Raw genomic sequence first — 21,917 nt, forward strand, 5'->3', positions numbered from 1 at the left:
TGCGTCCCATCTCAGCCGGTCGGTCTACCGTAACAAACTCTCACAAGAGGCAGCTCTGCTCATGGAACCTTAGGAGCGAGTCGACAGCCACCGGACGCGCGTCGTTGATTGCGGGGGACTTTCTGTCCTGACGATGAAACAAATGGTTGCGATCTCCGTTCATGGATACTGCAGCTCCTGCAGACTTGGAGCCGCATACGAGGATGCCGACCTTGGAGTGAGCGTGATTCATCCTCGCCTGCGCTTAGGTCAACTACTCTGCCGCCTGCACGGCCTCGAGGAACATCGCCCGGAACCGCTCGGCATCGAGTTCAAGCGCGATCTCGACCTTGCCCGATCCAATTCCGGGTTCGACGCCATCCTTGAACGCCAGCATCTGCCCATAAGAGCGACCAAAATTGGTGTCGACCGCCGCGGTGATGCTCGCGCTGCGTTTTATGAGGCTAGGATCGATGGCCACGGCAGCAATCACCTCATCCCACAGCGGCAAGTCCAGCCAGGCATTGTCGACCAGGTAGGCGCTGAGTTCGGAATCCTCTTTCGTCATTGCTTCGACCAGCGCGCTATCAACCGCCACGGTGGTATTGATGAGGCCCGTCACGACAATAGAGTCAAAGCCCGCCGTCAGCACAATCTGCGCCGCTTCCGGGTCAAAGACGGTGTTGAAGGCATCGACCGATTTCACGTCGCCGGTCGCGGCATCAAAGTCAGATTTTGGTCCGTTGGAAATAACGACGCTTTTGACAAGACCGGCAAATTCCGGGTCCTGACGTACCGCAAGGGCAATATTGGTCAGGGGACCACCGGCCACGATCGTCACTTCGCCGGGATATTTGTGCACCTTCCTGGTAGCTGAGCTCCTGGTCAGAAAGTTTCATAAACTGCGGCAGTCAGTTTGATGGGAGCCACCTTCCTGACTTCTGACTTGCGGCGCGTACCATTAGGCCGCAACGCGCTCCACTCCGGCCGTTAATCGCACGATGGTGCCGACTGCAAAACAGACATGGGACCGAACCAGACGCGCTTGCGTATCAGCCTGATTTTGGTCGGCAGGTTGCGCGTGCGCAATTCGTGACTAACCCCGCTGTAAAGGCAGAAGGTCGGTTTTTAATCATACGCTCGATCAGTGGCGCGGTGAAAAGGCCGGTTCCGTCCCGTCAAGCTAAGCCCCGTGCTGATGTTTTGGCCGAAAGGATCGATGAGCGAAACGGAGAATCAAAACTCCATCAGGCCCGCCGGCAAAATGCTTGGCGGATTGTATCACGCAAGCGGAGCCCGCTGCGGCAAGCAAACGCGGGCCAGATCGGCATAGTGCGCCATCTCCGCGGCACACCAGCGCTCAAACTCGTCAACAAGGTCTTCTACGACAATTCCATCCTCGGGTCCGCGCCGTGGCACCAGGGCGCCAGCCTGGCGCAAGTGGCCAAGCACATTTCCGATATGCGACTCCGAAACCTGGAAGCGTTCCGCCAGGGCACCGTGGGTCAGCGCAAACATCACTTTGCCTGACCGGCGTCGGTAATGCGCCAGGATCAGGGTCACCAGCATGGGATATCCGCAGTCGTAGCCCGACAGCGCCAGGACCCTCGGATACAGGGCGATCACGGTTCCAGACCCGCGCACGCGTGTCGCCGAGAAGTGGATCATCTCACCCAATAGACCCGCATCTCGCTCGATCGGCGGCGCCAAAGCGCTTCCGGCAATGACGTCGTAGGCCTCAACGAATGCGGCGCACGACCGGCCCACCTCACGGATCAGGCTATCCGCGGGCCGGAGGACTTTCTGCCGCCTGTCGCTCGCCAGAGTGTCGCTGAAGACAAGATTGCGTGCCTCCAGCGTTGCACAAAAGCTGGCGGTCTGCCGTGGGCTTTGCCCGGATATAGCCTGCAGCCGTGAGAGGTTCGGCACTGAAGCGCCATGGTTGCGCCAACCATAGTACTGCCCGATCAGCATATAAGCCGAGTAGTATCGCTCCAGCTGATTGAGCAGCTTTCGCACGGGCCAACCTGCGGGTGCAGGCTCGACCATCTTCTCGCAATAGTCGACCACGACCTGCCGAAAGCGATTATCGGCCATAAGCGCCGGAGCGTCCATGCCATCCGCGGTACCGCTTACGGGCATAATCTCATCGATAAAACAGGCAAAGTTTGGGGTGGCTGCACTTTAGCCTTCCGGCCAGAACAATCAACCAGGGAGAGACAAGCCCTCATCGCCGTTACCAGATCAGGCAAGCGATTGACGACCTCAGCAAACCACAGGGCCCAAGCCGAGGCATCGGGCCATCGGAAATCGGGCGAGCGGGCAGCGCCTTCCGGATTTTCGCGGTTGGCCGGCGGCAAATATGCCCTCGCGCGAGGCGTCCTTGTCCGTCTCGCCAACCTATTCTTTGCCGCATTGCTCCTGGTCGCTCCCGCCTGGGCACAGATCACGCTGGCGCCCGTTAGCCTCCCCGATGCGACTGTTGGCGCCCCCTATTCTCAGTCATTTTTCATCCTGGGCGGAACCGCGCCCTATCACGTCTCTCTTGCCGGCCGCCTCCCAGCAGGAATGACCTTTGCCAACGAGATGATCGCCGGGACGCCCACCGAAAGCGGTACCTTCAGTTTCAGCGTATTTGCCGACGACTCGGTGGGCGCCTCGGACACGCGAGGCTACACGCTGAGCGTTAGGCCACCCACCATTTCCGTTTCCCCTGGCAGCCTTCCGGGTGGCACCGTGGCCTCGGCCTATTCGCAGAGCCTTTCGGCCTTCGGTGGCACCGCGCCCTACAGCTTTTCAGTTTCCGGCACCTTACCGCCCGGCATCACCATGGGGCCGACCGGATTGCTGTCGGGAACACCTTCGTCCCCTGGGTCCTACACGTTCTCGGCAATCGTCGCGGATTCGACGACCGGTGATGGTCCCTACTTGGCGTCATTCCCCTATACACTGGTGATCGCCCCGCCCAGCCTGAGCCTCTCGCCATCCTTGCCGAATGCAACGGTCGGGCAAGCCTACGCAGAAACGATATCGGCGACCGGCGGTTCTGCCCCCTACACATTCAGCCTTGCCTCCGGCGCGCTACCCGCCGGACTCTCACTTGGGGCAGATGGATCGATCTCGGGAACGGCGCAGGAGGACGGCACTTTCAACTTCACCGTTTCTGCCCAGGATTCCAGCCCGGGCGCTCCCATCACCGGCTCCCAGGCCTATAGCTTTTCCGTCGCCCCGCCTATAATTACGCTGTCACCGGCAAACCTGCCGAATGGGCGGGCCGGCGCCCCCTATTCCGCGTCCATCACCGCCAGCGGCGGAACCGCCCCCTATACCTATGCCCTCACAGGCTCGCTCCCGGCCGGCATGATGCTTTCCTCCTCCGGCCTCCTCTCCGGCGCGCCAACCGAAACCGGCTCATTTTCCTTTAGTGTCACGGCCACGGATGCAAGCGGCGGAACGGGTCCTCACGCGGGTGCGCAGACCCATAGCCTCGACATCTACAGCCCCAATTTTACCTTGCAGCCCGCCAGTCTGCCCCATGCCACAGCGGGCCAGCCTTATTCACAAACAGTGGTCGCCGGCGGCGGCACGGCGCCCTATGCCTATTCCGTCATTGCAGGGGCGCTGCCGCCCGGTCTGACCTTTTCCGGCGGAACGATTTCCGGTACTCCGACGGCGTCGGGGTCATTCTTCGTAACCATCCTTGCGCGAGATTCGACAACCGGGTCAGGATCGCCGTTCGCAGTGGCAGGGTATTTTCCCCTGACGGTGGTCGAACCCACCATCGTCATCGCACCCGCGACCCTGCCGACGGCCAATTCCGGGACATTGTATTCCCAGACCCTAACTGCCAGCGGCGGAGCGGCGCCTTATGCCTTCGTTATCTCCGCCGGTAGTCTTCCTCCGGGATTGAGCCTGTCCTCATCCGGAATCCTGTCCGGAACGCCGACTGCGTCCGGGGTCTTCAATTTTTCGGTCATGGCTACGGATAGCTCGGTTGGCGTCGGTCCCTTTTCCGCCACCCAGGCCTACAGCGTGACCGTGGGTGCCGTCGGCAGGCTCATCGTCGCAGTGCGCTCCAATGTGGATGGCACTTTCGGTTTCGCGTCATCCGAGCCGCTGCTGAATGCCCTTACGGTCGGAACCTCGGGCGGTATCGGCCACAGCGCCTCGATAGAATTGCCCGCCGGTGCCTTCCGGATTACCGCCGATGATCTCAGCGGCGCCGGCACAGCGCTCACGGGCATCGATTGTGACGACAATGACAGCGGTGGGGATATCGCCACGCGCGCCGCGGACATCGTGATCGACTCCAGCGAAAGCTTAACCTGCGTCTTTACCTTCGTCAGCTCACGCGAAGAAACCACGGCGCTCATCAAAGACTTCCTCGAGACGCGGGCATCGATGATCCTAGCCAACCAGCCTCGCACGCAGCGTCGCATCGACCGGCTGAATGGCATTGTCCCAGGGGGAGATATCGGTTCGACACTCATGAACTACCTGCCAGCGATTGCCGGCGGAAATGCGCTCCGGTCCTCCATCAGCCTCAATGCGATTGAGGGTGCGACCGGCAATAAGAATCCCAATCCGCTCGACATATGGATGGAAGGGACATTCATGCGCATAGATGCCTCAAGGGATCGCCAGCTCATGCTGGGCAGCGTCGGAGCGGATTACTTGGTCACACCTGACCTGCTGATCGGCGGCTTTGTCCAACTGGATCACATGATGCAAGGGGAACCCGGACTGCCCGGCGTCGCCGTCGGGTCGGGCTGGATTGCCGGACCTTATGCGACCATGCGGTTGCATGAACACCTCTATCTCGATTTGCTCGCCGGTTTTGGGCGCTCCAGCAATCGCATCAATCCCCTCGGAACCTACGAAGACAGCTTTGGAGCGACGCGCTGGCTGTTGAGTGCCGCGCTCGAGGGGCAATGGACCTCGGGGCCCTGGACGTTCTCGCCGCGGGCTAGCCTGGGATATTTTAGCGAGACAAGCGATGCCTATCTTGACGCGTTGGGCATTGCCATACCCTCGATTGAGACGGGCATCGGTCAAATCGCGATCGGCCCCGCCGTCTCCTATCGCTTCGTGGCGCCGGGCGAAATTGTCGTCGACCTGGGGCTTGGGCTCGAAGGGATCGCCGAATTCGGCTCGAACCTCCAGTTTGAAAATGGTGGGGCTCGTGTCAAAGCCAGCATTGATGCCGGCATGCCGAGCGGCGCTGACATTGGGCTAACCATCGGCCTCAGCGGCGTCGGCAATGCCGACACAAGCGCCATCAGCATCTCTGGGAGTCTCGCCGTGCCAATGAAATAGCATCCTCGCTCATGGGCCACAGACGACAGTTAACAATGCGTCCGAATGAAGTGCCAGAGCCTACATGATGGGATTATGCGCCCGCTCGTCAGACCACATAACGTGAGCTTCGAGTAGGCTTCAGAACATCAACACTGCCGGACGTCACCATCTTCCCCGAACCACCGCAATCCGCATAATCGAGACAGCTTTCTAGTAAGGAAACCATGCGTGCGCTTCTCTTAGCATTGGCCATCACGACAACATTTTCGGGCGCAACGACGGCGCAAAACGGCGCCGCCAACTTCGTCGGATCCTGGCAGGCGAATGGCGGCGGTGCGGGCACTTGCACCATAGAACTGGGCAACTCAAATGGCTTGTTTGGGCTCACTGCATCCAGCCGACTGTGCCTTGGCCGATTGGGGTTTCTGAATGGCTGGAAAGTAGAAACGAACGGGGTTTCGTTGCTCGGCCTCAACGGAGAGGTGATCGGTTCGTTCGCGGTCAATGGCGGCGAGCTACACGGGCATATGGATGACGGGACGGCCATCTCCCTGGCGCCAGCAAGCGGCCAAAATCTGGTATCCACTAGATCGGGTGACTGCATCCATAATCCGGATCACGGTTATTGTGCGGATCCCGGTGAAGTCGCGCTCCCAACTACTTTTCCCATTACAGCGAAAGCGCTGCACCCCCTCGCAATACGGCAACGCCCCACGGCGCAAAGCACAAGCTTGGGGACAATCCCGGACGGCCAGTGCTTCATTATCGAAGGCTGCACAGACACAAGTGAAGGCGCGAAGTGCCATATCCCTGAGGGCACCGGCATACCCTCGGGCTGGGTATCCAAACATTTCACCCAAGACGGCACATGGTTCGTGGGCTTTCAGAACTTCTGCTAGCTCCTGGCCTAGGCGCGCGTTCCAAACCGCATAGTATGCCAACCAGCGGTGACTGCCTGCGCCCCATTCCGGCCATCAGGACGCACTTTTCCGTTTCCCGAAAGCTGCCGTTCGGCGCTCCTAGAAATCGTGGCAACCGATCTTGTGGGTTTACTTTCCGAGCTCGTAGCAACCAGCAATTTTGTTGTCCGGCTCACTCGATAGAAGGCGGCGGCGCATGGGCCCCACCGCCGAGGCGTCAGATCCAGGTCGGAACCATGTTGCCGGCGTAGCGCGCACCAAAGGCGCCCTCGGGCAGCACCCCGTTGATCTGTGCAAGGTCGTCGTTCGACAGCACGAGATCTGCGGCGCCGATATTTTCCTCCAACCGCTCGACGCGACGCGTGCCCGGGATGGGGACGATGTCGTCGCCTTGTGCGAGCAGCCAGGCCAGCGCCAGCTGGGAGACGGTCGCATCCTTGCTTTTGGCGAGGTCCTCGAGCTGGCGGACGGCATCGCGGTTCTTCTCGAAATTGCCCGGCTGCCAGCGCGGGTCGACGCGACGCATGTCGGTCTCTTCGTATTCGGCGGCGGGCTTGACGACGCCAGTCAGGAAGCCACGTCCCAGCGGCGAATAGGGCACGAAGCCGATGCCCAGCTCCCGCGTGGTTGGAAGCAGGGCCTCAACATCGCGCTCGAAGACAGAATATTCCGTCTGCAGCACTGTCACCGGCTGCACCGCGTGCGCCTGGCGGATGGTTTTAGGGCCGGCCTCGCTGAGGCCGAAGTACTTCACCTTGCCTTCGGCAATGAGGTCCCTGACCGTTCCGGCCACGTCCTCGATCGGCACGTTGGGATCGACGCGGTGCTGATAGAGGATGTCGATCTGGTCGACGCCGAGGTAGCGCAGGCTGTTCTCGGTGACCTCGCGGATATGGCTCGGCTGGCTGTTGGCGCCGTAATTGCCGTTTTCGAAGGTGAAGCCGAACTTGGTGGCGATGACGATGTCATCACGGAAGGCCTTGACGGCTTGGCCGATGAACTTCTCGTTCTCGCCCCAGCCATAAAGCTCGGCCGTGTCGAAGAAGGTCACGCCCAGGTCATAGGCGCGCCTGATGAGGTCCAGCCCCGCCTGGGCGTCAGCCGCGCCATAGGCGAGGTGAAAACCCATGGCGCCGTAGCCGATCGCCGATACCTCCGGGCCGTTTCGCCCCAGTCTGCGTTTTTGCATGACGTCATCCTTTGTGCTCGTGCTGGCTGAAGATAGGTTTGGAGACCGCGATCCGAGTGCCTGATGGTCCTGAATGATTGCCTGATCCTGCTGATTGCTTGACCTTTTGAGGCAAGCACTGTCGGATAGCAGGATGAATGACCTTGATGAGATCCGCGCCATTGCCCTGCGCCATGCCGGCCGGCCCAACCCGGCCCTGCCGCGGGTGCTGGTCTATCGGATCGACGACCCGACGGCGGCGGCCGGTCTGATCTACGAGCCTGTTGTTTGTCTTGTCCTCCAGGGACGCAAGCGCACTTTCATCGGTGACACGGTGCTGGAGTACGGCGCCGGCGAATACATCGTCGTGGCAGCCGAGCTGACCGCCATGGGCCAGGTCTGCCGGGCCACCTCGGACGAGCCCTACCTCGCGCTGAACCTGTTGCTCGACCCGGCGGTCATATCGACATTGCTGCTCGACATGGTGAGGCAGCCCGAGCCCACCGTGCAATCCGGATTTGGTGTGACCACGGCCAGCGCGGCATTACTTGAAACTTGGCGTCGCTTCGCCGGACTTTTGGACCAGCCTGAGGAGGCGCGTGTGATCGCGCCTCATCTCGAGCATGAGCTTATCTTCAGACTGCTGATGGGACCACAGGGTGGACTACTCCGCCAGATTGCGAATGCGGACTCCCGACTGACCCACGTTCGACGTGCCATGGCTTGGATCAAGGCCCACTATGCCGACCACATGAGCGTGGATGCCATGGCAGAAGTGGCGGGCATGAGCGTTTCGGTGTTCCACCGACGCTTCAAGGCAGTCACTGGTGTGAGCCCGCTACAGTATCAAAAGCATATCCGGCTGCATGAGGCGCGCCGTCGGCTGATTACCGAACGTGCCGAGGCTGCGTCCGTAGCCTATGCAGTGGGCTACGAAAGTGCGTCGCAGTTTTCGCGCGAATACAAGCGCTTCTTTGGAGCACCGCCGCGACGCGATGCAGATGGGATGCAGGTTCTGGTAGAGCCCGGACCGTAGTCGGCTGAGCGCCCCATTTCAGCCGTTCCGCCACACGCTGGCAACGATTCAGGCTGCCACATTCGGCTTTGCCTCTTCGCTCACGGCCGCCTTTCTGTTCTCGATCCTCATCGACTTTTTCCGCCCCTGCGTCGGGCTTTGTTCTCAGTCTTCATCATCACCCAGACCCTGCCGCTTGTCGCCATCGCGCCGCTGATCGTTCTGTGGTTCGGCTTCGGCCTCACACCCAAAATCGCGCTGGTCGCGCTCGTCACCTTCTTCCCCATGCCGGTCGCCCTCGCCCAGGGTTATGAAGCTACCGACCGTAATATCTCGGCTCTTTTGGCCTCCATGGGCGCCTCGCGCTGGCGTATCTTCGCCATGGCCCGCCTGCCCTTTGCTCTGCCCTACTTCTTTGCGGGCCTGCGCATTTCCATCACCTATGCCGTGGTCGGCGCCATCTTTGCCGAATATGCCGGCGCGGCTCGGGGCCTTGGCATCTACATCCTCAATGCCAAGAACAATTTCCGTCCCGATCTCGTCCTCGCGGCGGTCTTTGTCAGCGCCACGCTCACGCTCCTGCTCTTCGGCGCCACCTTGGCGCCCTTGATGTGCTGCACCCAATTTGGAAACGGCTTGGAGTGTCCGCGACGCAGTTGGTGCTCGAGAAAATCCACCAAGCCAACGTCTATTAGCTGTTGGTGGATAGGAACCCGACGAAGCGCATTTGGCGTTTTGTATCCGATGCCGCCTGCGCGATCTTCATCCTTTATCTCGAGCACGAAAGAGGGCTCGCCGTACCAAACCAGTATTGCAGCTGGTCGAGTTCGAGCATTCCGATCTCGCCCACGCGCAGTCCTGTGTGCGCAGAGATTAGCGGAGCCCAGTAGATGTGATCATCGAGTTTGCGGACTTTGCCAGGTGAGGTGCGCCTCGCCACGTACCGTTGCGTGGTTGAAATGGACGAACTCCTCGCGCAACGGACCGGAAATGCCGTCGACCACTTTGACGTCGCCCACACGACGGATCAGCTTGGCGCCGATGACCTGCAGAGCGCGACGCCGAATAATATTCTCGCGCGTCATGTCTTAGGGATCGAGGTCCAGCTCCTGGATAGTGTGCTCCATGAGGTGAATGAGACCATCCGCGGCAGCGACATGCGCAATACTCCATCCCCGAATTCCTGCGACCAGGCACGGGGGATTCGCTTGCGACATAATATATGGAACCAACCTTTTCGACATAGCTGGCCTTGGCCGCCCATGCTCTTCTCCTGACACGCGTGGAGGCGACGGAGGGGTCAGCGAGGACGACACATGTACGATGCATGTGTATGAGTCCCGAAGATTCTCCGGGATTCTAAATCATTGAAAACACTGGCTTGGAGGAAACTGGCGGAGAGAGAGGGATTCGAACCCCCGATAGAGTTGCCCCTATGCCGCATTTCGAGTGCGGTGCATTCAACCGCTCTGCCATCTCTCCGCGAGATCGAAAAGGGAGCGTTTAAACTCCCGGCCGGTCGATACGGGGCGGCTTATGGCATAGCGCCGCGCAGCCTGCAACACCCCTTCTGCGCGACAGGCACAGAAACAATGGAAAGATGTTTCGCGGTGGAGGCCGTCACAAATCCGTGTCGACCGATCTCCTGCCATCCCCGCGCGTTGTAGTTGCGTCAAAGACCAATCTTTTCCAGGAGAGACCGATGGTTACACGTCGCACCGTTGTCGCTGGCATGGCCGGCTTGCCATTTGTGGGGCTGGCCGCCAATCTTGTGGGCCAAGCACAAGCGCAGGAACTGGCCATGGCCGATACGATCACCACCAGCGAGGGCGACCTCGTCATTCGTCCGGTCGATCATGCGAGCCTCGTGCTCGAATGGGGCGGCAAGGTCATCTATGTCGATCCCGTAGGCGGCGCAGCGCGCTATGAAGGCCTGCCGGCTCCGACCGCCATTCTCATCACCCATGGTCACGGCGACCATTTTGACGTGCCGACATTGGAAGCCATTGCCGGCTCGGTGCCGCTTGTCGCCAATGAAGATGTGCTTGGAAAATTGCCGGGTGCCTTGCAGGCCAACGCGACGGCGCTGGTGAATGGCGATAGCGGCGAGATCGATGGCGTGCCGCTGAAGGCCATCGCGGCGCATAACACCACCGCCGACCGCATGAACTATCACCCGGTTGGTGTGGGTAATGGCTATATCCTCACCTTCGGCGACAAGCAGGTCTATGTTGCAGGCGACACCGAGCCGACCGAGGACATGTTGGGCCTGACCGATATCGCTGTCGCGTTCCTCCCCATGAACCTGCCCTATACGATGACGCCGGACCAGGCCGTCGAAGCGATCAATGTCTTCAAACCGGGGATCGTCTATCCCTATCACTATGGCGACAGCGATCTTTCGGTACTTGAGGCCGGGGTCGGCGAGCATACCGAAGTGCGCCTGCGGGACTGGTATCCCAACGGCCAGGGGTAAAGCCTGCAAGCGCCGCCGAAAACCGCGACGGCGCTTGACTCTTTGCCCCTTTTTCCCGATAAGCCCCCGATCCCACGCGCACTGGTCCCACCTGTGCGCTGGTTTTGTTTGAAAACGCTGCTCGAGGCTGCCGGTCAGAACCCTGACCTTCAACCGTAAAAACCGCGAAAAGCTGGCATGAAAGCCGCGGTGCCGCAGGGCGCGACAGAAAAGGGACCGGGCGTTAGAAGCGTTCGGTTGTGCATATGACTTTTGCAGTCATCAAGACGGGCGGCAAGCAGTACAAGGTTGCCGCCAACGACGTCATCAAGATCGAAAAGCTCGACGCCGAAGCCGGCGACATCGTCACCTTTGACGAAGTCCTCATGGTTGGCGACATCATTGGCGCTCCGCTGGTGGAAGGCGCACTTGTTGCTGCCGAGCTCATTGAGACCAAGAAGCAGAAGACAGTCATCATCTTCAAGAAGCGCCGTCGCCACAATTCGCGTCGTCGCAACGGTCACCGCCAGCAGCTCACCACCGTGCGCATCACGGAAATCCTGACCGGCGGCGCCAAGCCGACGATCCAGGCTGCTGCCAAGGCCGACGCGACCGAATCCGTGACCGAAAAGGCCCCGGCCAAGAAGGCTGCCGCTCCCAAGGCTGAAGCCACCGAAGCCAAGGCTGCTGCGCCCAAGAAGGCTCCGGCCAAGAAGGCCGCTGCTGAAGGCGAAGCCGCTGAAAAGCCGGCAAAGAAGGCCCCGGCCAAGAAGGCCGAGCCCAAGGCCGACCAGGAATAAGAGGAAGCTAGACTATGGCACATAAGAAAGCAGGCGGTTCATCCCGCAACGGTCGTGATACCGCTGGCCGTCGTCTCGGCGTGAAGAAGTTCGGTGGCGAAGCTGTCGTCGCCGGCAACATCATCATCCGTCAACGCGGCACCAAGTGGGCTGTGGGCACCGGCGTCGGTCTGGGCAAGGATCACACGATCTATGCTCTCGTCGACGGTAGCGTTGCCTTCCGAACCCGCGCCAACAACAAAGTACACGTGTCTGTCGTCCCGGCAGAGGCCGCCGAATAACCCGGCAGGCCCCAGTGACCCGCCGGTGACCAGTTCCCCGGCGGCGTTTTTGGCGACAAACCAGAATTGCGAAGGGGGACCGGTCAACCGGTTCCCCTTTTTGCTTCTGGAGAAACATGATGACTGCCGCCCTCAAGGACCGCCTGCCCGCAACGCTGACCACTGCCCGTCTGGTATTGGCCACCCCGGCTTTGGCGCATGTTCCCCAAATGGCGGTACTCGCGAACAATAAACGCATCCACGAAGTGCTTTCGCGCCTGCCCCACCCCTATGCGGAAAAGCATGGTGAGGAGTTTGTCTCCGAGATTGCGCGTGGCGAAACCGAGTTCGCCTGGTCGATCCTCAAGGACGGCACCTACATTGGTGGCATGGGCCTGCATCTTCTCCCCGACCAACTGCCCGAACTTGGCTATTGGCTGGGCGAGCCCCATTGGGGCCAGGGTTTTGCGACCGAAGCCGGGCGAGCCGTGGTCGATGCCGCGCGAGCGGCCGGGGCGGCGGCCCTCCGATCGCGCGCCCTGCTCTCCAATTCCGGCTCGCGAAACGTCCTGAAAAAGCTCGGTTTTGTCGAGATCGGCGAAAGCACAGATAAAGAAGGCACGCTCAAGGGCCAGAGCATGATGCTCATGCGGTTGGAGTTTGGCGAGAGATGACCGAGCTTGTCACCGAAAGACTGATCCTGCGGGCACCAAGACCCGAGGACGCGCCCTGCTACGCTTTGGGCGTCAGCGAATTTGCCGTGGCCAAATGGCTGACCCCGGTGCCCTGGCCCTATACCCTCTCCATGGCGCAGGACTTTTTGCGCTCTATCCCCGATCCAACGCCCGAAAAAGCCTTTTTCGTCATCGAGCATCCCAAGAAGGGGCTGATCGGTTGTGTAACGCTTGTTACCGAACTGGGCTTCTGGATATCGCGCCCGCATTGGCACAGGGGTTATGGCATGGAAGCGGCATCGGCCTTGATCGATTGGCATTTTGACGGCACGGGCGCCCAAACCATTCACTCGAGCGCCCACCATAACAATGTTGCTTCGCTCAGGCTCAAGGCCAAGCTCGGCTTTGTCGCGACCGGCAAGGAAATGCGCTTCTCCCAGGCGCTGCAGCATAATGTCGAGCATGTCACGACCGCGCTCAGCCGGGCCGACTGGCGCGCGAGAAGGAACGACCTATGTGCGTAATGAAAGGGCGGCGCCGATGATGCTCCCGATCATCGAGACGGAAAGGCTGATCCTGCGCGCCCCGCGCCCGCAGGATGCCGAAGCCATTGCGCTTTATCTCAATGACTTCGCCGTCTCGGGCAATCTTGCGCGGGTGCCATTTCCTTACCATCTTTCCGATGCCAAGGCCTGGCTGCGCACGCGCCACCCCGATACCGAACCGGACGATGCTAATTTCACCATCGAAGCCAAGGGCGAGGGCTATGTGGGCCATATCGGCTTTCATCCGGGCCCCGACGGACCGGTGATCGGCTATTGGCTGGGAAAGCCCTTTTGGGGGCGCGGGATCATGACCGAGGCGACAATCGCCTGCCTTGACTGGTTCTTTGCCGAGACCAGGGCGCCGGTCGTCTATTCCGGGGTTTTTCACTTCAATATTGCTTCGCTGGCGATCCAGCAGAAGCTTGGCTTTACCCAATCGGGCCGAAGCTGGTTGCTCTGCCTTGCGCGCGACGCCGAGGTGGAGCATATCGACACACAATTGACGCTTGGCGTCTGGAAGGCACGACGCACATGAAATTTCTTGATCAGGCCAAGATCTATATCAAGTCCGGAGATGGCGGCGCGGGCGCCGTCAGCTTCAAGCGCGAAAAATTCGTCGAATTCGGCGGTCCCGATGGCGGCAACGGCGGTCGCGGCGCCGACGTCGTGGCGGTATGCACCGAGGGGCTGAATACGCTGATCGACTTCCGCTACGCCCAGCACTTTCGCGCCCCGACGGGCGTCCATGGCATGGGCAAGGACCGGGCCGGCGCCAATGGCGAGGACATCATACTGCGGGTACCCAAGGGCACGCAGATTTTCGAGGAAGATCAGGAAACTCTGATCGCCGATTTCACCGAGATCGGCCAGCGCGTCGTGCTGCTCAAGGGCGGCAATGGCGGCTTTGGCAATGCCTATTTCAAGACCAGTTCCAACCAGGCGCCGCGCCACGCCAATCCCGGCCAACCGGGCATGGAAAAAGGCATCTGGCTGCGGCTAAAACTGATCGCGGACGCGGGTCTCGTCGGTCAGCCCAATGCCGGCAAGTCGACGTTCCTCGCGGCGGTTTCGGCGGCAAAGCCCAAGATCGCCGATTATCCATTTACAACGCTCCACCCCAATCTGGGCGTGGTGCGAGCCGGTGAGCGCGAATTCGTCCTGGCCGATATTCCCGGCCTCATCGAAGGGGCGAGCGAAGGCATTGGTATCGGCGACCGTTTCCTCGGCCATATCGAGCGTTGCGGCGTCCTTATTCACTTGATCGACGGCACCAATGAAGACGTGGCCCATGTCTATAAAGCCGTGCGCTATGAACTCGGCGCCTATGCCGATGTGCTGGCCGAAAAGCCCGAGATCGTCGTCCTCAACAAGGTCGATGCGCTGACCCCGGACGAGCTCAAGGCAAAGATGAAAGCGCTGAAAAAGGCCAGCAAGGCCGACGTTCGCGCGATTTCTGGCGCGACCGGCCAGGGCGTCGAGCAGATCCTCTACGATGTGCTCGCCATTATCGACGAGACGCGCGCCGAAGAAGCCAAGGCCGAGGTCAAGCAGGCGGAAGTGAAGTGGACCCCCTGATGTCGGCCAATGCGCTGGCGCCCTATCGGCGCATTACCATCAAGATTGGTTCGGCGCTGCTGGTCGACAAGGCTGGTAAACTGCGCAAGGCATGGCTCGACGATCTTGCCGAGGATATTTCCGCATTAAAGGCGGAGGGACGCGATATCGTCGTGGTTTCCTCGGGCGCCATTGCATTGGGGCGCGGGCTTTTGGGGCTTTCCGCTTTGACGCTGACATTGGAACAATCGCAGGCGGCGGCGAGCGCAGGGCAGATTGCCCTGTCGCAGGCCTGGGCCGAAGCGCTGGCGCGGCACAATATCGTCACGGGGCAGATTCTCATCACCCCCAACATCACCGAAGAGCGCCGCTATTATCTTAATGCGCGCACCACGGTGACGACGCTGCTCGGCCTCGGGGCCATTCCGATTTTCAATGAGAATGACAGCGTGGCGACGGCGGAAATCCGCTATGGCGACAATGATCGCCTCTCGGCGCGCGTCGCGACCATGATCGAGGCCGATTGCCTCGTGCTGCTGTCCGATATTGACGGACTTTATACCGCGCCCCCGGCCAAGGATCCGAACGCCCAGCATATTCCGGTGGTCGAAGCCATCACGCCGGCCATCGAAGCCATGGCGGGGGGCGCGGCGAGCCATCTGTCGCGCGGCGGCATGACGACGAAAGTCGAGGCCGGAAAAATTGCGACACTGGCCGGCACCGCCATGGTCATCGCCAAGGGCACGGAAACCCACCCGCTCAAAGTGCTGACCGAGGGCGGTCGGCATACCCTCTTCCACCCTGCCCGCTCGCGGGCGCAGGCGCGAAAACGCTGGATCATGGGCACGCTGACCGTCGCCGGTACGCTGCAGGTCGATGCTGGAGCGGCCAGTGCGCTGAAGCAGGGTCGCTCGCTACTGCCGATCGGGGTGACCAAGGTGACGGGCGAATTCGAACGCGGCGATACCGTTGCCATTGTCGATCCGGATGGGCGCGAAATCGCTCGTGGCCTTGTGGGGCTCGACAGCGAAGATGCGCGCCTTGCCATGGGGAAACGCAGCAGTACCGTGGTCGAACTCCTGGGGATCGGCAGCCGCTCGGAACTGATCCATCGCGACAATATGGTTCTCACGGCGGCGCTGGAGGAATTGCATCAATGAGTCTTGCCGAAGTGGCCGCCAACGATATCCCGACGCTGATGCTAGAACTCGGCCGCAAGGCGCGTATTGCAGCGAGCAAGCTCGCGACCTCTAGCGCCGAACGCAAATATGCGGCGCTGATCGGCGCGGCCGAAGCGGTGCGCAACCGCAAGGCCGATATTCTCGAGGCCAATGCGATCGACATGGAGAATGCTCGGGCCAAGGGCATGACTGCAGCGTTCCAGGACCGGCTGCTGCTGACCGAGGCGCGGCTCGACGGCATTGTCGATGCACTGCGCACCATTGCCGAACTGCCCGATCCGGTGGGATCGATCATCGCCGAATGGGACCGGCCCAATGGCCTCCATATCGAGCGCGTGCGCACCCCGCTCGGGGTCATCGGCGTCATCTATGAAAGCCGCCCCAATGTGACGGCTGATGCCGGCGCGCTGTGCCTCAAATCGGGCAATGCGGTTATCCTGCGCGGCGGCAGCGATAGCGTGCACTCATCGCGGGCGCTGGTTGATTGCCTGCGGCTGGGCCTCAAACTCGCCGGCCTGCCCGAAGATGGCGTGCAACTGGTGCCGACGACCGATCGCTCCGCCGTGGGCGAACTGCTCGGGGGGCTCGGCGGCAATATCGACGTGATTGTGCCGCGCGGCGGCAAGTCGCTGGTGGCGCGCGTGCAGGCTGACGCAAGGGTGCCGGTCTTTGCGCACCTTGAGGGTCTCGTACATGTCTATATCGACCGCTCGGCCGATCTCGACAAAGCCGTCGCCATTACGCTCAACGCAAAAATGCGCCGCACCGGCGTTTGCGGCGCTGCGGAAACCCTCCTCGTCCATAAGGATGTGGTCTCAACCCATCTCAAGCCGATCGTGGACGCGCTTGTCGCCAAAGGCTGCGAAATCCGCGGCGATGCGGCTGTTCAGTCGCTGATATCAGAAGCCAAGCCCGCGACCGAGGAAGACTGGAAAACCGAATACGAGGATGCGATCATCTCCGTAAAGGTGGTCGACAGTGTCGAGGCGGCCATTGCGCACGTGGAAAAATATTCGAGCCACCACACCGAGGCGATCATTGCCGAAGACCCGGTGGCAGTCGAAAAGTTCTTCAACGAAATCGATAGCGCCATTCTCGTCCACAATGCGTCCACTCAATTTGCCGATGGCGGCGAATTCGGCTTTGGCGGCGAGATCGGCATTGCGACGGGCAAAATGCATGCGCGCGGTCCGGTGGGTGTCGAGCAATTGACCAGCTTTAAATACCGCGTCCGCGGCAATGGGCAGCTGCGCCCTTGATGCCGATCGACTGTAAGCCTGCTGCGCTTCGGCTCCTGCACCCTCAAAGGGAGAGGTGAGGGTGCCCCTTCGTTCGTCCATCCGCATCTCCGGCATAACCGATCTGCCGCCCTCCGGCAGCGGCATGCGCATTGGCCTATTCGGGGGCAGTTTCAATCCCATCCATGCCGGCCACGTGCTGGTGATGGAAGAAACCCTGCGCCGGCTGGAGCTGGACGCACTCTGGGTGTTGGTGACCCCCGGCAATCCGCTCAAAAATCACAATGAATTGGCGCCCCTGACCAACCGGGTCGACGCTGCTCGCGCATTGATCACCAATCCGCGCATTCGCGTCACCGGCTTCGAGGCGCAAAAAGGCTTTCGCTATACCTGGCAGACCGTGCAGTTCCTGACCCAGGCCCTGGCCGACCGGCGCTTTGTCTGGATCATGGGCGCAGATAGCCTCGCCGATTTCCATCGCTGGGAGCGCTGGCATTATATTGCGGCCACCTTGCCCATCGCCGTCTATGCCCGGCCCGGCTCTTCCAACCGGGCACTGGCCTCGCGCGCGGCGCTCACCTTGGCCCATGGGCAGATCGATCAGGAGGATGCGCCGGTGCTCGCAAGCCTCGCGCCGCCCGCCTGGGTCTATCTCCACGGCCGGCAATCGAGCCTGTCCTCAAGTGCAATTCGGGCCGCAAATCGCCGGATTTCCTAAGATTAAACCCTTCATCTTGCGGAAATGACTGAAAACGGGCATATTCAGGGAAATGATCGCTGTTTTCGGAACAGGAACTGACGGCTTGCCGTTTGCCAAGACGCCGCAATATTCCGATCAACAACCAAGGATGCTGACTAAACGCATGACCCATGCTCGCGCATGGGCGGAAGGCCGTTTCTGATGGCCGCACTGCCCACCAACACCGTTCCCACGCCCATCACCCCCACGCCCTCCGTTCAGTCGGCCGTCGAGCTCATCCTCAACGTGCTCGATGACGCCAAGGCCGAAGAGACCGTGTCGGTCGATATCACCGGCAAGTCCTCGCTCGCCGACCACATGATCGTGACCTCGGGCCGTTCCCAGCGCCACGTCGGCGCCGTGGCCGACCAGATCATCCGCGCGCTGCGCGAAAAGGGTTTCGGCAAGCCACGCGTGGAAGGCCTGCCCCATTGCGATTGGGTGCTGGTCGATACCGGTGATGTGATCGTTCACATCTTCCGCCCCGAAGTGCGTGAATTCTACAATATCGAGAAGATGTGGCAGGCCGATTTCGCCGCTGACGCTCACTAACCGCGTCGGCCCGAAAAGTGGCTGCCGGTTTTCGGGCCAGCCGACGCGCAAGGAATGCCCATGCGCATAGCCATTGCGGCCGTGGGCCGGATGAAATCCGGCCCCGAGCGCGAGCTTGTCTCGCGCTATCTCGACCGGGCCGGTGCCAGCGGCAAGCCGCTGGCCTTGACCGGGTTCGATATCACCGAACTCAATGAATCCCGCGCCGGCTCCGCTGCTTCGAGAAAAATCGAAGAAGCCAAGGGGCTGCGCGCCGCCCTGCCCGACGGCATTCTGGTGACCCTCGACGAACGCGGCAAATCCATTGGCTCCGAAGCATTTTCCAGCCTTCTAGGTCGGTGGCGCGATGAGGGGCGGCCGGCCGTTTCCTTCGTCATTGGCGGGGCTGATGGCATCGATCCCGACCTGGTGCGGAGCGCCGACCTGTCGCTGAGTTTTTCGCCCATGGTCTGGCCGCACCAATTGGTGCGCATCATGCTGGCCGAACAGCTCTATCGCGCCACGACCATTCTTTCTGGCCATCCCTATCATCGCGGCGACTAAAGGCATGTTTCCCGAAAGGGGGTACCGGTTTCGGGCAAAGACAAGCGCCACAATTCCGGCGCGTCCGAACTCTAGGGAGCGCACAAGGGCGCGGCAATTTATGGTTAAGCATCGTTAACCTGCGGTTTCCCCACCCTTTGCTAATCTCGCCCAGAGTGATTCGGTGCGCCGTGCGGCAAACCGCAGGGCCCAGGAGTTTTCATGCCGGTTTGGCCGGACAGCATCGTCAGAGCAACGCTCGGCGGCATTCTGCTTGCCGGGGGCTTCGCATTGCCTTTGCTGGCGCAGACCGAGACGCCTCCGGCCGCAACGACATCGCCTGCGCCAACTCCGACCGCACCCGTGACGACGCCAACCACGCCCGCTGAAGCGGTCCCGCTCGCCGAAGGGGAAGAAACCGCCCGGAGCAATGCGGCGGACCTCGAGGAAGTGGAAGCCTCCCTGCAACTGAGCCGCGAGCGCATCGATGCACTCAAGGCCGAAATTGCCGAGATGGAGGGCGACCGTACCCGCCAGAACGCCGCCCTGATCGCCGCCGGACAACGGGTGAAACTGGCCGAAATCGAAGTCGCCGATGTCGAGGAACGCCTCTCCAATCTGATCGTCGAAGAATTGGAAGTGCGCGGCCGGCTCGACGGCGCCGATGCCGAAATCGCCAATGTGCTGGCGGCGCTCGAACGCATTTCGCTCAATCCCCCGCCTGCTTTGATCGTTGACCCCAGCGATGCCCTCGGCTCGGCCCGCGGCGCCATGCTGATCGCCGCCATCGTGCCGCAATTGCGCAACCGCGCCGACACGGTCAGCGCCGATCTCAAGGCCCTGATGGGCATCAAGGAACAGGCGCTCGCCGAAGAGCAGACGCTGAAAGCCAATTATGCCGTGCTCGAAGAAGAGCAATTGCGCATTGCGACCCTGATCGCGGCGCGCAAACACGGCATTGAACAGGTTGGCACCCAGCTCAGCGCCGAAGAACTAGCCGCCGTCGATCTCGCCGAACGCGCCAGTACCCTGCGCGAACTGATCGACGCCCTGTCCGCCCGCGCCAATCAGACCCAGACCGGGACCCGGGCGCAGCCGGACTTGCCGCAGCTGTCGCCCGAGGCGATCCATCTGGCCTTTGCCAATGCGGCGCGCACCGAACCGGCCGTGCCCTTCCCCCTCGCCAAGGGCTATCTCGCCCAGCCGTCCAACGGCGTCACCGTGGTGCAATTTGGCGCCGGGGATGGCTTTGGCGGCATTTCGCAGGGCCAGTCCATCGTCACCCGCGCCGAGGCGCAGGTGGTGGCGCCGGCCGATGGCTGGGTGCTCTATAAGGGCCCCTACCTCAATTATGGCCAGATCATCATTCTCAATACCGGTCAGGGTTACACGACCCTGCTGGCCGGGCTTGAAACCATTTCCGTCGGTATCGGGCAGTTCGTGCTTCTGGGCGAACCGCTGGGACAGATGGGATCACGCACAATTGGGCGGACGGTGACGACCAATGCTGGCAACGCCCAACCGACGCTTTATATAGAATTGCGACAGAACAACGAGCCCATCGACCCGGAAAGCTGGTGGGCCCAGAACGAACAACAGACGGGATAGTAATCCATGCGCCTGACCACCCTTCGCGCCGCCGCCCTTGGTGTGGCGCTGCTCATCCCGACTGCGGGACTGCTGGCGCAGGACGCGCCGCCGGCCCCCGAAACGCCGGTGGAAGAACCCAATCCCAGTGGCGAACAGCCCGCGCCCACGCCCGAAGAGCTCAAGAAAGAGCCGCGCGATCCGCTCGAGATCTATGCCGATCTCAACCTTTTCGGCGAAATCTTTGACCGCATCCGCGCCGAATATGTCGATCCCCCGGACGAGCAGGAGCTGATCCGCGCCGCCATTCAGGGCATGCTCACCTCGCTCGACCCCCATTCGGGCTATTTGCCGCCCCAGGATGCCGATGAATTCCGCCAGGACACATCAGGCGAATTCGGCGGCCTTGGCATCGAAGTCACCATGGAAGAAGGGACCATCAAGGTCATCTCGCCCATCGACGAGACCCCGGCCGCCCGTGCCGGCATTCTGGCCAATGACTTCATCGTCGAACTCGACGGCGTATCCATCCAGGGCCTCTCGCTCGACCAGGCGGTCGAAAAGATGCGTGGGCCGATCGGCACCGACATCACCGTGACCATCGCCCGCGAAGGCGTCGACAAGCCGCTCGAGTTCAAACTGACCCGCGCCACCATTGCCATGCGCGCCGTGCGCTGGAGCATGGAAGGCGATGTCGCCGTGCTGCGCCTCGCCCGCTTCTCAGCTCAGGCCTATATCGGCATCGAAAATGCCATCAAGGATATCTATGCCCAACGCGACGGCGTGGCGCCCAAGGGTATTGTTCTTGACCTCCGCAACAATCCCGGTGGCCTTGTCGATCAGGCCGTCTATGTCGCCGACGCCTTCCTCAAGCAGGGCGCCGTCGTTCTGACCCGTGGCCGCACCGAGCAGGAAAGCGCCCGCTATGACGCCGAGCCCGATCCGCTCGACGCACAGCTTGCCGACGTGCCGCTGGTCGTCCTGATCAATGGCGGCTCGGCTTCGGCCTCCGAAATCGTCGCCGGTGCGCTCCAGGACCACAAGCGCGCGACGCTGGTTGGTACGCGCTCCTTCGGCAAGGGTTCGGTGCAGTCGATCATCTCGCTCGGCCCCGATGGCGCCATGCGCCTGACCACGGCCCGCTACTACACCCCGGACAACCGCTCCATCCAGGCGCTCGGCATCACGCCCGATATCGAAATCCGCCAGGTGGTCCCGGCCGAATTCCAGGGTCGCGACGAAATCGTCGGTGAGGCCGGGCTTGCCGGTCACATCAAGATCGAGGGCCAGGAAGAGAGCACCGTCGGCTCCTCGGTCTATGTGCCGCAGGAAGCTGCCGACGACGCGCAGCTTCAATATGCGATCAAGCTGATCAATGGCGAAGAGACCAATGAGGCCTACCCGCCAAAGGCGGAGTAACGGCTGAGCCG

20 protein-coding genes, 1 tRNA gene and 1 pseudogene are annotated in these 21,917 nt (G+C 61.4%); 18 read left to right on the top strand and 4 right to left on the bottom strand.

Annotated features, from left to right (window positions below; genetic code table 11):
• Positions 1 to 253: 253 nt before the first annotated feature.
• Positions 254 to 841, bottom strand: a complete 588-nt coding sequence (locus ASD83_RS18245; protein ID WP_056313641.1) for a nucleoside hydrolase — start codon at positions 839 to 841, stop codon at positions 254 to 256.
• Positions 842 to 1,260: 419 nt separating this feature from the next.
• Entirely contained in the window at positions 1,261 to 2,076 is an 816-nt protein-coding gene (locus ASD83_RS18250; RefSeq protein WP_162249192.1) for a hypothetical protein, read from the bottom strand.
• Positions 2,077 to 2,235: 159 nt separating this feature from the next.
• Between ASD83_RS18250 and ASD83_RS18255 the strand changes: the two genes are divergently transcribed.
• Together ASD83_RS18255 and ASD83_RS18260 are read left to right on the top strand one after the other, a co-directional pair.
• A complete protein-coding gene (locus ASD83_RS18255; RefSeq protein WP_162249193.1) occupies positions 2,236 to 5,295 on the top strand; it encodes a putative Ig domain-containing protein in 3,060 nt (1,019 codons plus the stop codon).
• Positions 5,296 to 5,501: 206 nt separating this feature from the next.
• On the top strand, positions 5,502 to 6,176 hold the full coding sequence (locus ASD83_RS18260) for an AprI/Inh family metalloprotease inhibitor (RefSeq protein ID WP_056313648.1): 675 nt from the start codon (positions 5,502 to 5,504) through the stop codon (positions 6,174 to 6,176).
• A gap of 238 nt (positions 6,177 to 6,414) precedes the next feature.
• Here the strand turns inward: ASD83_RS18260 and ASD83_RS18265 are convergent, their stop codons facing one another.
• Complete coding sequence (locus ASD83_RS18265) at positions 6,415 to 7,386, bottom strand: aldo/keto reductase (protein ID WP_056313650.1); 972 nt, start codon at positions 7,384 to 7,386, stop codon at positions 6,415 to 6,417.
• A gap of 133 nt (positions 7,387 to 7,519) precedes the next feature.
• Here ASD83_RS18265 and ASD83_RS18270 point away from each other — a divergent pair, with 133 nt between their 5' ends.
• The gene (locus tag ASD83_RS18270) at positions 7,520 to 8,401 is read left to right on the top strand and encodes an AraC family transcriptional regulator (protein WP_056313652.1); all 882 of its coding nucleotides are present in this window, start codon (positions 7,520 to 7,522) and stop codon (positions 8,399 to 8,401) included.
• Between the two features lie 58 nt (positions 8,402 to 8,459).
• Positions 8,460 to 8,980, top strand: a pseudogene (locus ASD83_RS21060) (ABC transporter permease); the annotation flags it as partial.
• Between the two features lie 792 nt (positions 8,981 to 9,772).
• Here the strand turns inward: ASD83_RS21060 and ASD83_RS18285 are convergent.
• A tRNA-Ser gene (locus tag ASD83_RS18285) sits at positions 9,773 to 9,862 on the bottom strand.
• A 220-nt stretch (positions 9,863 to 10,082) separates the two neighbouring features.
• Here ASD83_RS18285 and ASD83_RS18290 point away from each other — a divergent pair.
• The 14 genes from ASD83_RS18290 to ASD83_RS18355 all read left to right on the top strand — a co-directional run bounded on the left by ASD83_RS18290 (position 10,083) and on the right by ASD83_RS18355 (position 21,906).
• The gene (locus ASD83_RS18290) at positions 10,083 to 10,856 is read left to right on the top strand and encodes an MBL fold metallo-hydrolase (protein WP_056313658.1); all 774 of its coding nucleotides are present in this window, start codon (positions 10,083 to 10,085) and stop codon (positions 10,854 to 10,856) included.
• Positions 10,857 to 11,101: 245 nt separating this feature from the next.
• Positions 11,102 to 11,635: a 50S ribosomal protein L21 gene (rplU, locus tag ASD83_RS18295; RefSeq protein ID WP_056313659.1), complete on the top strand. Its 534-nt coding sequence runs from the start codon at positions 11,102 to 11,104 to the stop codon at positions 11,633 to 11,635.
• A 14-nt stretch (positions 11,636 to 11,649) separates the two neighbouring features.
• The gene (gene rpmA / locus ASD83_RS18300; protein WP_056313661.1) at positions 11,650 to 11,916 is read left to right on the top strand and encodes a 50S ribosomal protein L27; all 267 of its coding nucleotides are present in this window, start codon (positions 11,650 to 11,652) and stop codon (positions 11,914 to 11,916) included.
• Between the two features lie 119 nt (positions 11,917 to 12,035).
• The gene (locus ASD83_RS18305) at positions 12,036 to 12,569 is read left to right on the top strand and encodes a GNAT family N-acetyltransferase (RefSeq protein ID WP_162249194.1); all 534 of its coding nucleotides are present in this window, start codon (positions 12,036 to 12,038) and stop codon (positions 12,567 to 12,569) included.
• Positions 12,566 to 13,093: a GNAT family N-acetyltransferase gene (locus tag ASD83_RS18310; RefSeq protein ID WP_056313665.1), complete on the top strand. Its 528-nt coding sequence runs from the start codon at positions 12,566 to 12,568 to the stop codon at positions 13,091 to 13,093. The genes ASD83_RS18305 and ASD83_RS18310 overlap by 4 nt, the downstream gene beginning before the upstream one ends.
• Positions 13,086 to 13,649, top strand: a complete 564-nt coding sequence (locus ASD83_RS18315) for a GNAT family N-acetyltransferase (protein WP_210168352.1) — start codon at positions 13,086 to 13,088, stop codon at positions 13,647 to 13,649. The genes ASD83_RS18310 and ASD83_RS18315 overlap by 8 nt, the downstream gene beginning before the upstream one ends.
• Positions 13,646 to 14,689 (top strand): GTPase ObgE, encoded by a 1,044-nt coding sequence (gene obgE, locus ASD83_RS18320; RefSeq protein ID WP_056313669.1) that lies wholly within the window; start codon positions 13,646 to 13,648, stop codon positions 14,687 to 14,689. Before ASD83_RS18315 ends, obgE begins: the two co-directional genes overlap by 4 nt.
• Positions 14,689 to 15,828 carry a glutamate 5-kinase gene (gene proB / locus ASD83_RS18325; protein WP_056313671.1) on the top strand — a complete coding sequence of 380 codons (1,140 nt, stop codon included), beginning with the start codon at positions 14,689 to 14,691 and terminating at the stop codon, positions 15,826 to 15,828. Before obgE ends, proB begins: the two co-directional genes overlap by 1 nt.
• Positions 15,825 to 17,108 (top strand): glutamate-5-semialdehyde dehydrogenase, encoded by a 1,284-nt coding sequence (locus ASD83_RS18330; protein ID WP_056313673.1) that lies wholly within the window; start codon positions 15,825 to 15,827, stop codon positions 17,106 to 17,108. Before proB ends, ASD83_RS18330 begins: the two co-directional genes overlap by 4 nt.
• A gap of 61 nt (positions 17,109 to 17,169) precedes the next feature.
• Entirely contained in the window at positions 17,170 to 17,805 is a 636-nt protein-coding gene (locus ASD83_RS18335) for a nicotinate-nucleotide adenylyltransferase (protein ID WP_274532589.1), read from the top strand.
• Between the two features lie 183 nt (positions 17,806 to 17,988).
• The gene (rsfS, locus tag ASD83_RS18340) at positions 17,989 to 18,378 is read left to right on the top strand and encodes a ribosome silencing factor (protein ID WP_056313675.1); all 390 of its coding nucleotides are present in this window, start codon (positions 17,989 to 17,991) and stop codon (positions 18,376 to 18,378) included.
• Positions 18,379 to 18,438: 60 nt separating this feature from the next.
• Positions 18,439 to 18,921, top strand: a complete 483-nt coding sequence (rlmH, locus tag ASD83_RS18345) for a 23S rRNA (pseudouridine(1915)-N(3))-methyltransferase RlmH (protein ID WP_056314060.1) — start codon at positions 18,439 to 18,441, stop codon at positions 18,919 to 18,921.
• Positions 18,922 to 19,122: 201 nt separating this feature from the next.
• Positions 19,123 to 20,508, top strand: coding sequence for a murein hydrolase activator EnvC family protein (locus tag ASD83_RS18350; protein WP_056313678.1), 1,386 nt, complete (start codon positions 19,123 to 19,125; stop codon positions 20,506 to 20,508).
• Positions 20,509 to 20,514: 6 nt separating this feature from the next.
• Positions 20,515 to 21,906: a S41 family peptidase gene (locus tag ASD83_RS18355; protein ID WP_056313680.1), complete on the top strand. Its 1,392-nt coding sequence runs from the start codon at positions 20,515 to 20,517 to the stop codon at positions 21,904 to 21,906.
• Positions 21,907 to 21,917 lie beyond the last annotated feature (11 nt).

The sequence above is a fragment of the Devosia sp. Root685 genome (assembly GCF_001427875.1).
In the GTDB taxonomy this organism is placed as follows: domain Bacteria; phylum Pseudomonadota; class Alphaproteobacteria; order Rhizobiales; family Devosiaceae; genus Devosia.

What these genes read in the sequence shown, in the direction of transcription:
- ASD83_RS18250 (WP_162249192.1), bottom strand. Translation starts at nt 2,076, where the DNA reads ATGGCCGATAATCGCTTTCGGCAGGTCGTGGTCGACTATTGCGAGAAG.
- ASD83_RS18260 (WP_056313648.1), top strand. Translation starts at nt 5,502, where the DNA reads ATGCGTGCGCTTCTCTTAGCATTGGCCATCACGACAACATTTTCGGGC.
- ASD83_RS18265 (WP_056313650.1), bottom strand. Translation starts at nt 7,386, where the DNA reads ATGCAAAAACGCAGACTGGGGCGAAACGGCCCGGAGGTATCGGCGATC.
- ASD83_RS18270 (WP_056313652.1), top strand. Translation starts at nt 7,520, where the DNA reads ATGAATGACCTTGATGAGATCCGCGCCATTGCCCTGCGCCATGCCGGC.
- ASD83_RS18290 (WP_056313658.1), top strand. Translation starts at nt 10,083, where the DNA reads ATGGTTACACGTCGCACCGTTGTCGCTGGCATGGCCGGCTTGCCATTT.
- rplU (WP_056313659.1), top strand. Translation starts at nt 11,102, where the DNA reads ATGACTTTTGCAGTCATCAAGACGGGCGGCAAGCAGTACAAGGTTGCC.
- rpmA (WP_056313661.1), top strand. Translation starts at nt 11,650, where the DNA reads ATGGCACATAAGAAAGCAGGCGGTTCATCCCGCAACGGTCGTGATACC.
- ASD83_RS18305 (WP_162249194.1), top strand. Translation starts at nt 12,036, where the DNA reads ATGACTGCCGCCCTCAAGGACCGCCTGCCCGCAACGCTGACCACTGCC.
- ASD83_RS18310 (WP_056313665.1), top strand. Translation starts at nt 12,566, where the DNA reads ATGACCGAGCTTGTCACCGAAAGACTGATCCTGCGGGCACCAAGACCC.
- obgE (WP_056313669.1), top strand. Translation starts at nt 13,646, where the DNA reads ATGAAATTTCTTGATCAGGCCAAGATCTATATCAAGTCCGGAGATGGC.
- proB (WP_056313671.1), top strand. Translation starts at nt 14,689, where the DNA reads ATGTCGGCCAATGCGCTGGCGCCCTATCGGCGCATTACCATCAAGATT.
- ASD83_RS18330 (WP_056313673.1), top strand. Translation starts at nt 15,825, where the DNA reads ATGAGTCTTGCCGAAGTGGCCGCCAACGATATCCCGACGCTGATGCTA.
- rsfS (WP_056313675.1), top strand. Translation starts at nt 17,989, where the DNA reads ATGGCCGCACTGCCCACCAACACCGTTCCCACGCCCATCACCCCCACG.
- rlmH (WP_056314060.1), top strand. Translation starts at nt 18,439, where the DNA reads ATGCGCATAGCCATTGCGGCCGTGGGCCGGATGAAATCCGGCCCCGAG.
- ASD83_RS18350 (WP_056313678.1), top strand. Translation starts at nt 19,123, where the DNA reads ATGCCGGTTTGGCCGGACAGCATCGTCAGAGCAACGCTCGGCGGCATT.
- ASD83_RS18355 (WP_056313680.1), top strand. Translation starts at nt 20,515, where the DNA reads ATGCGCCTGACCACCCTTCGCGCCGCCGCCCTTGGTGTGGCGCTGCTC.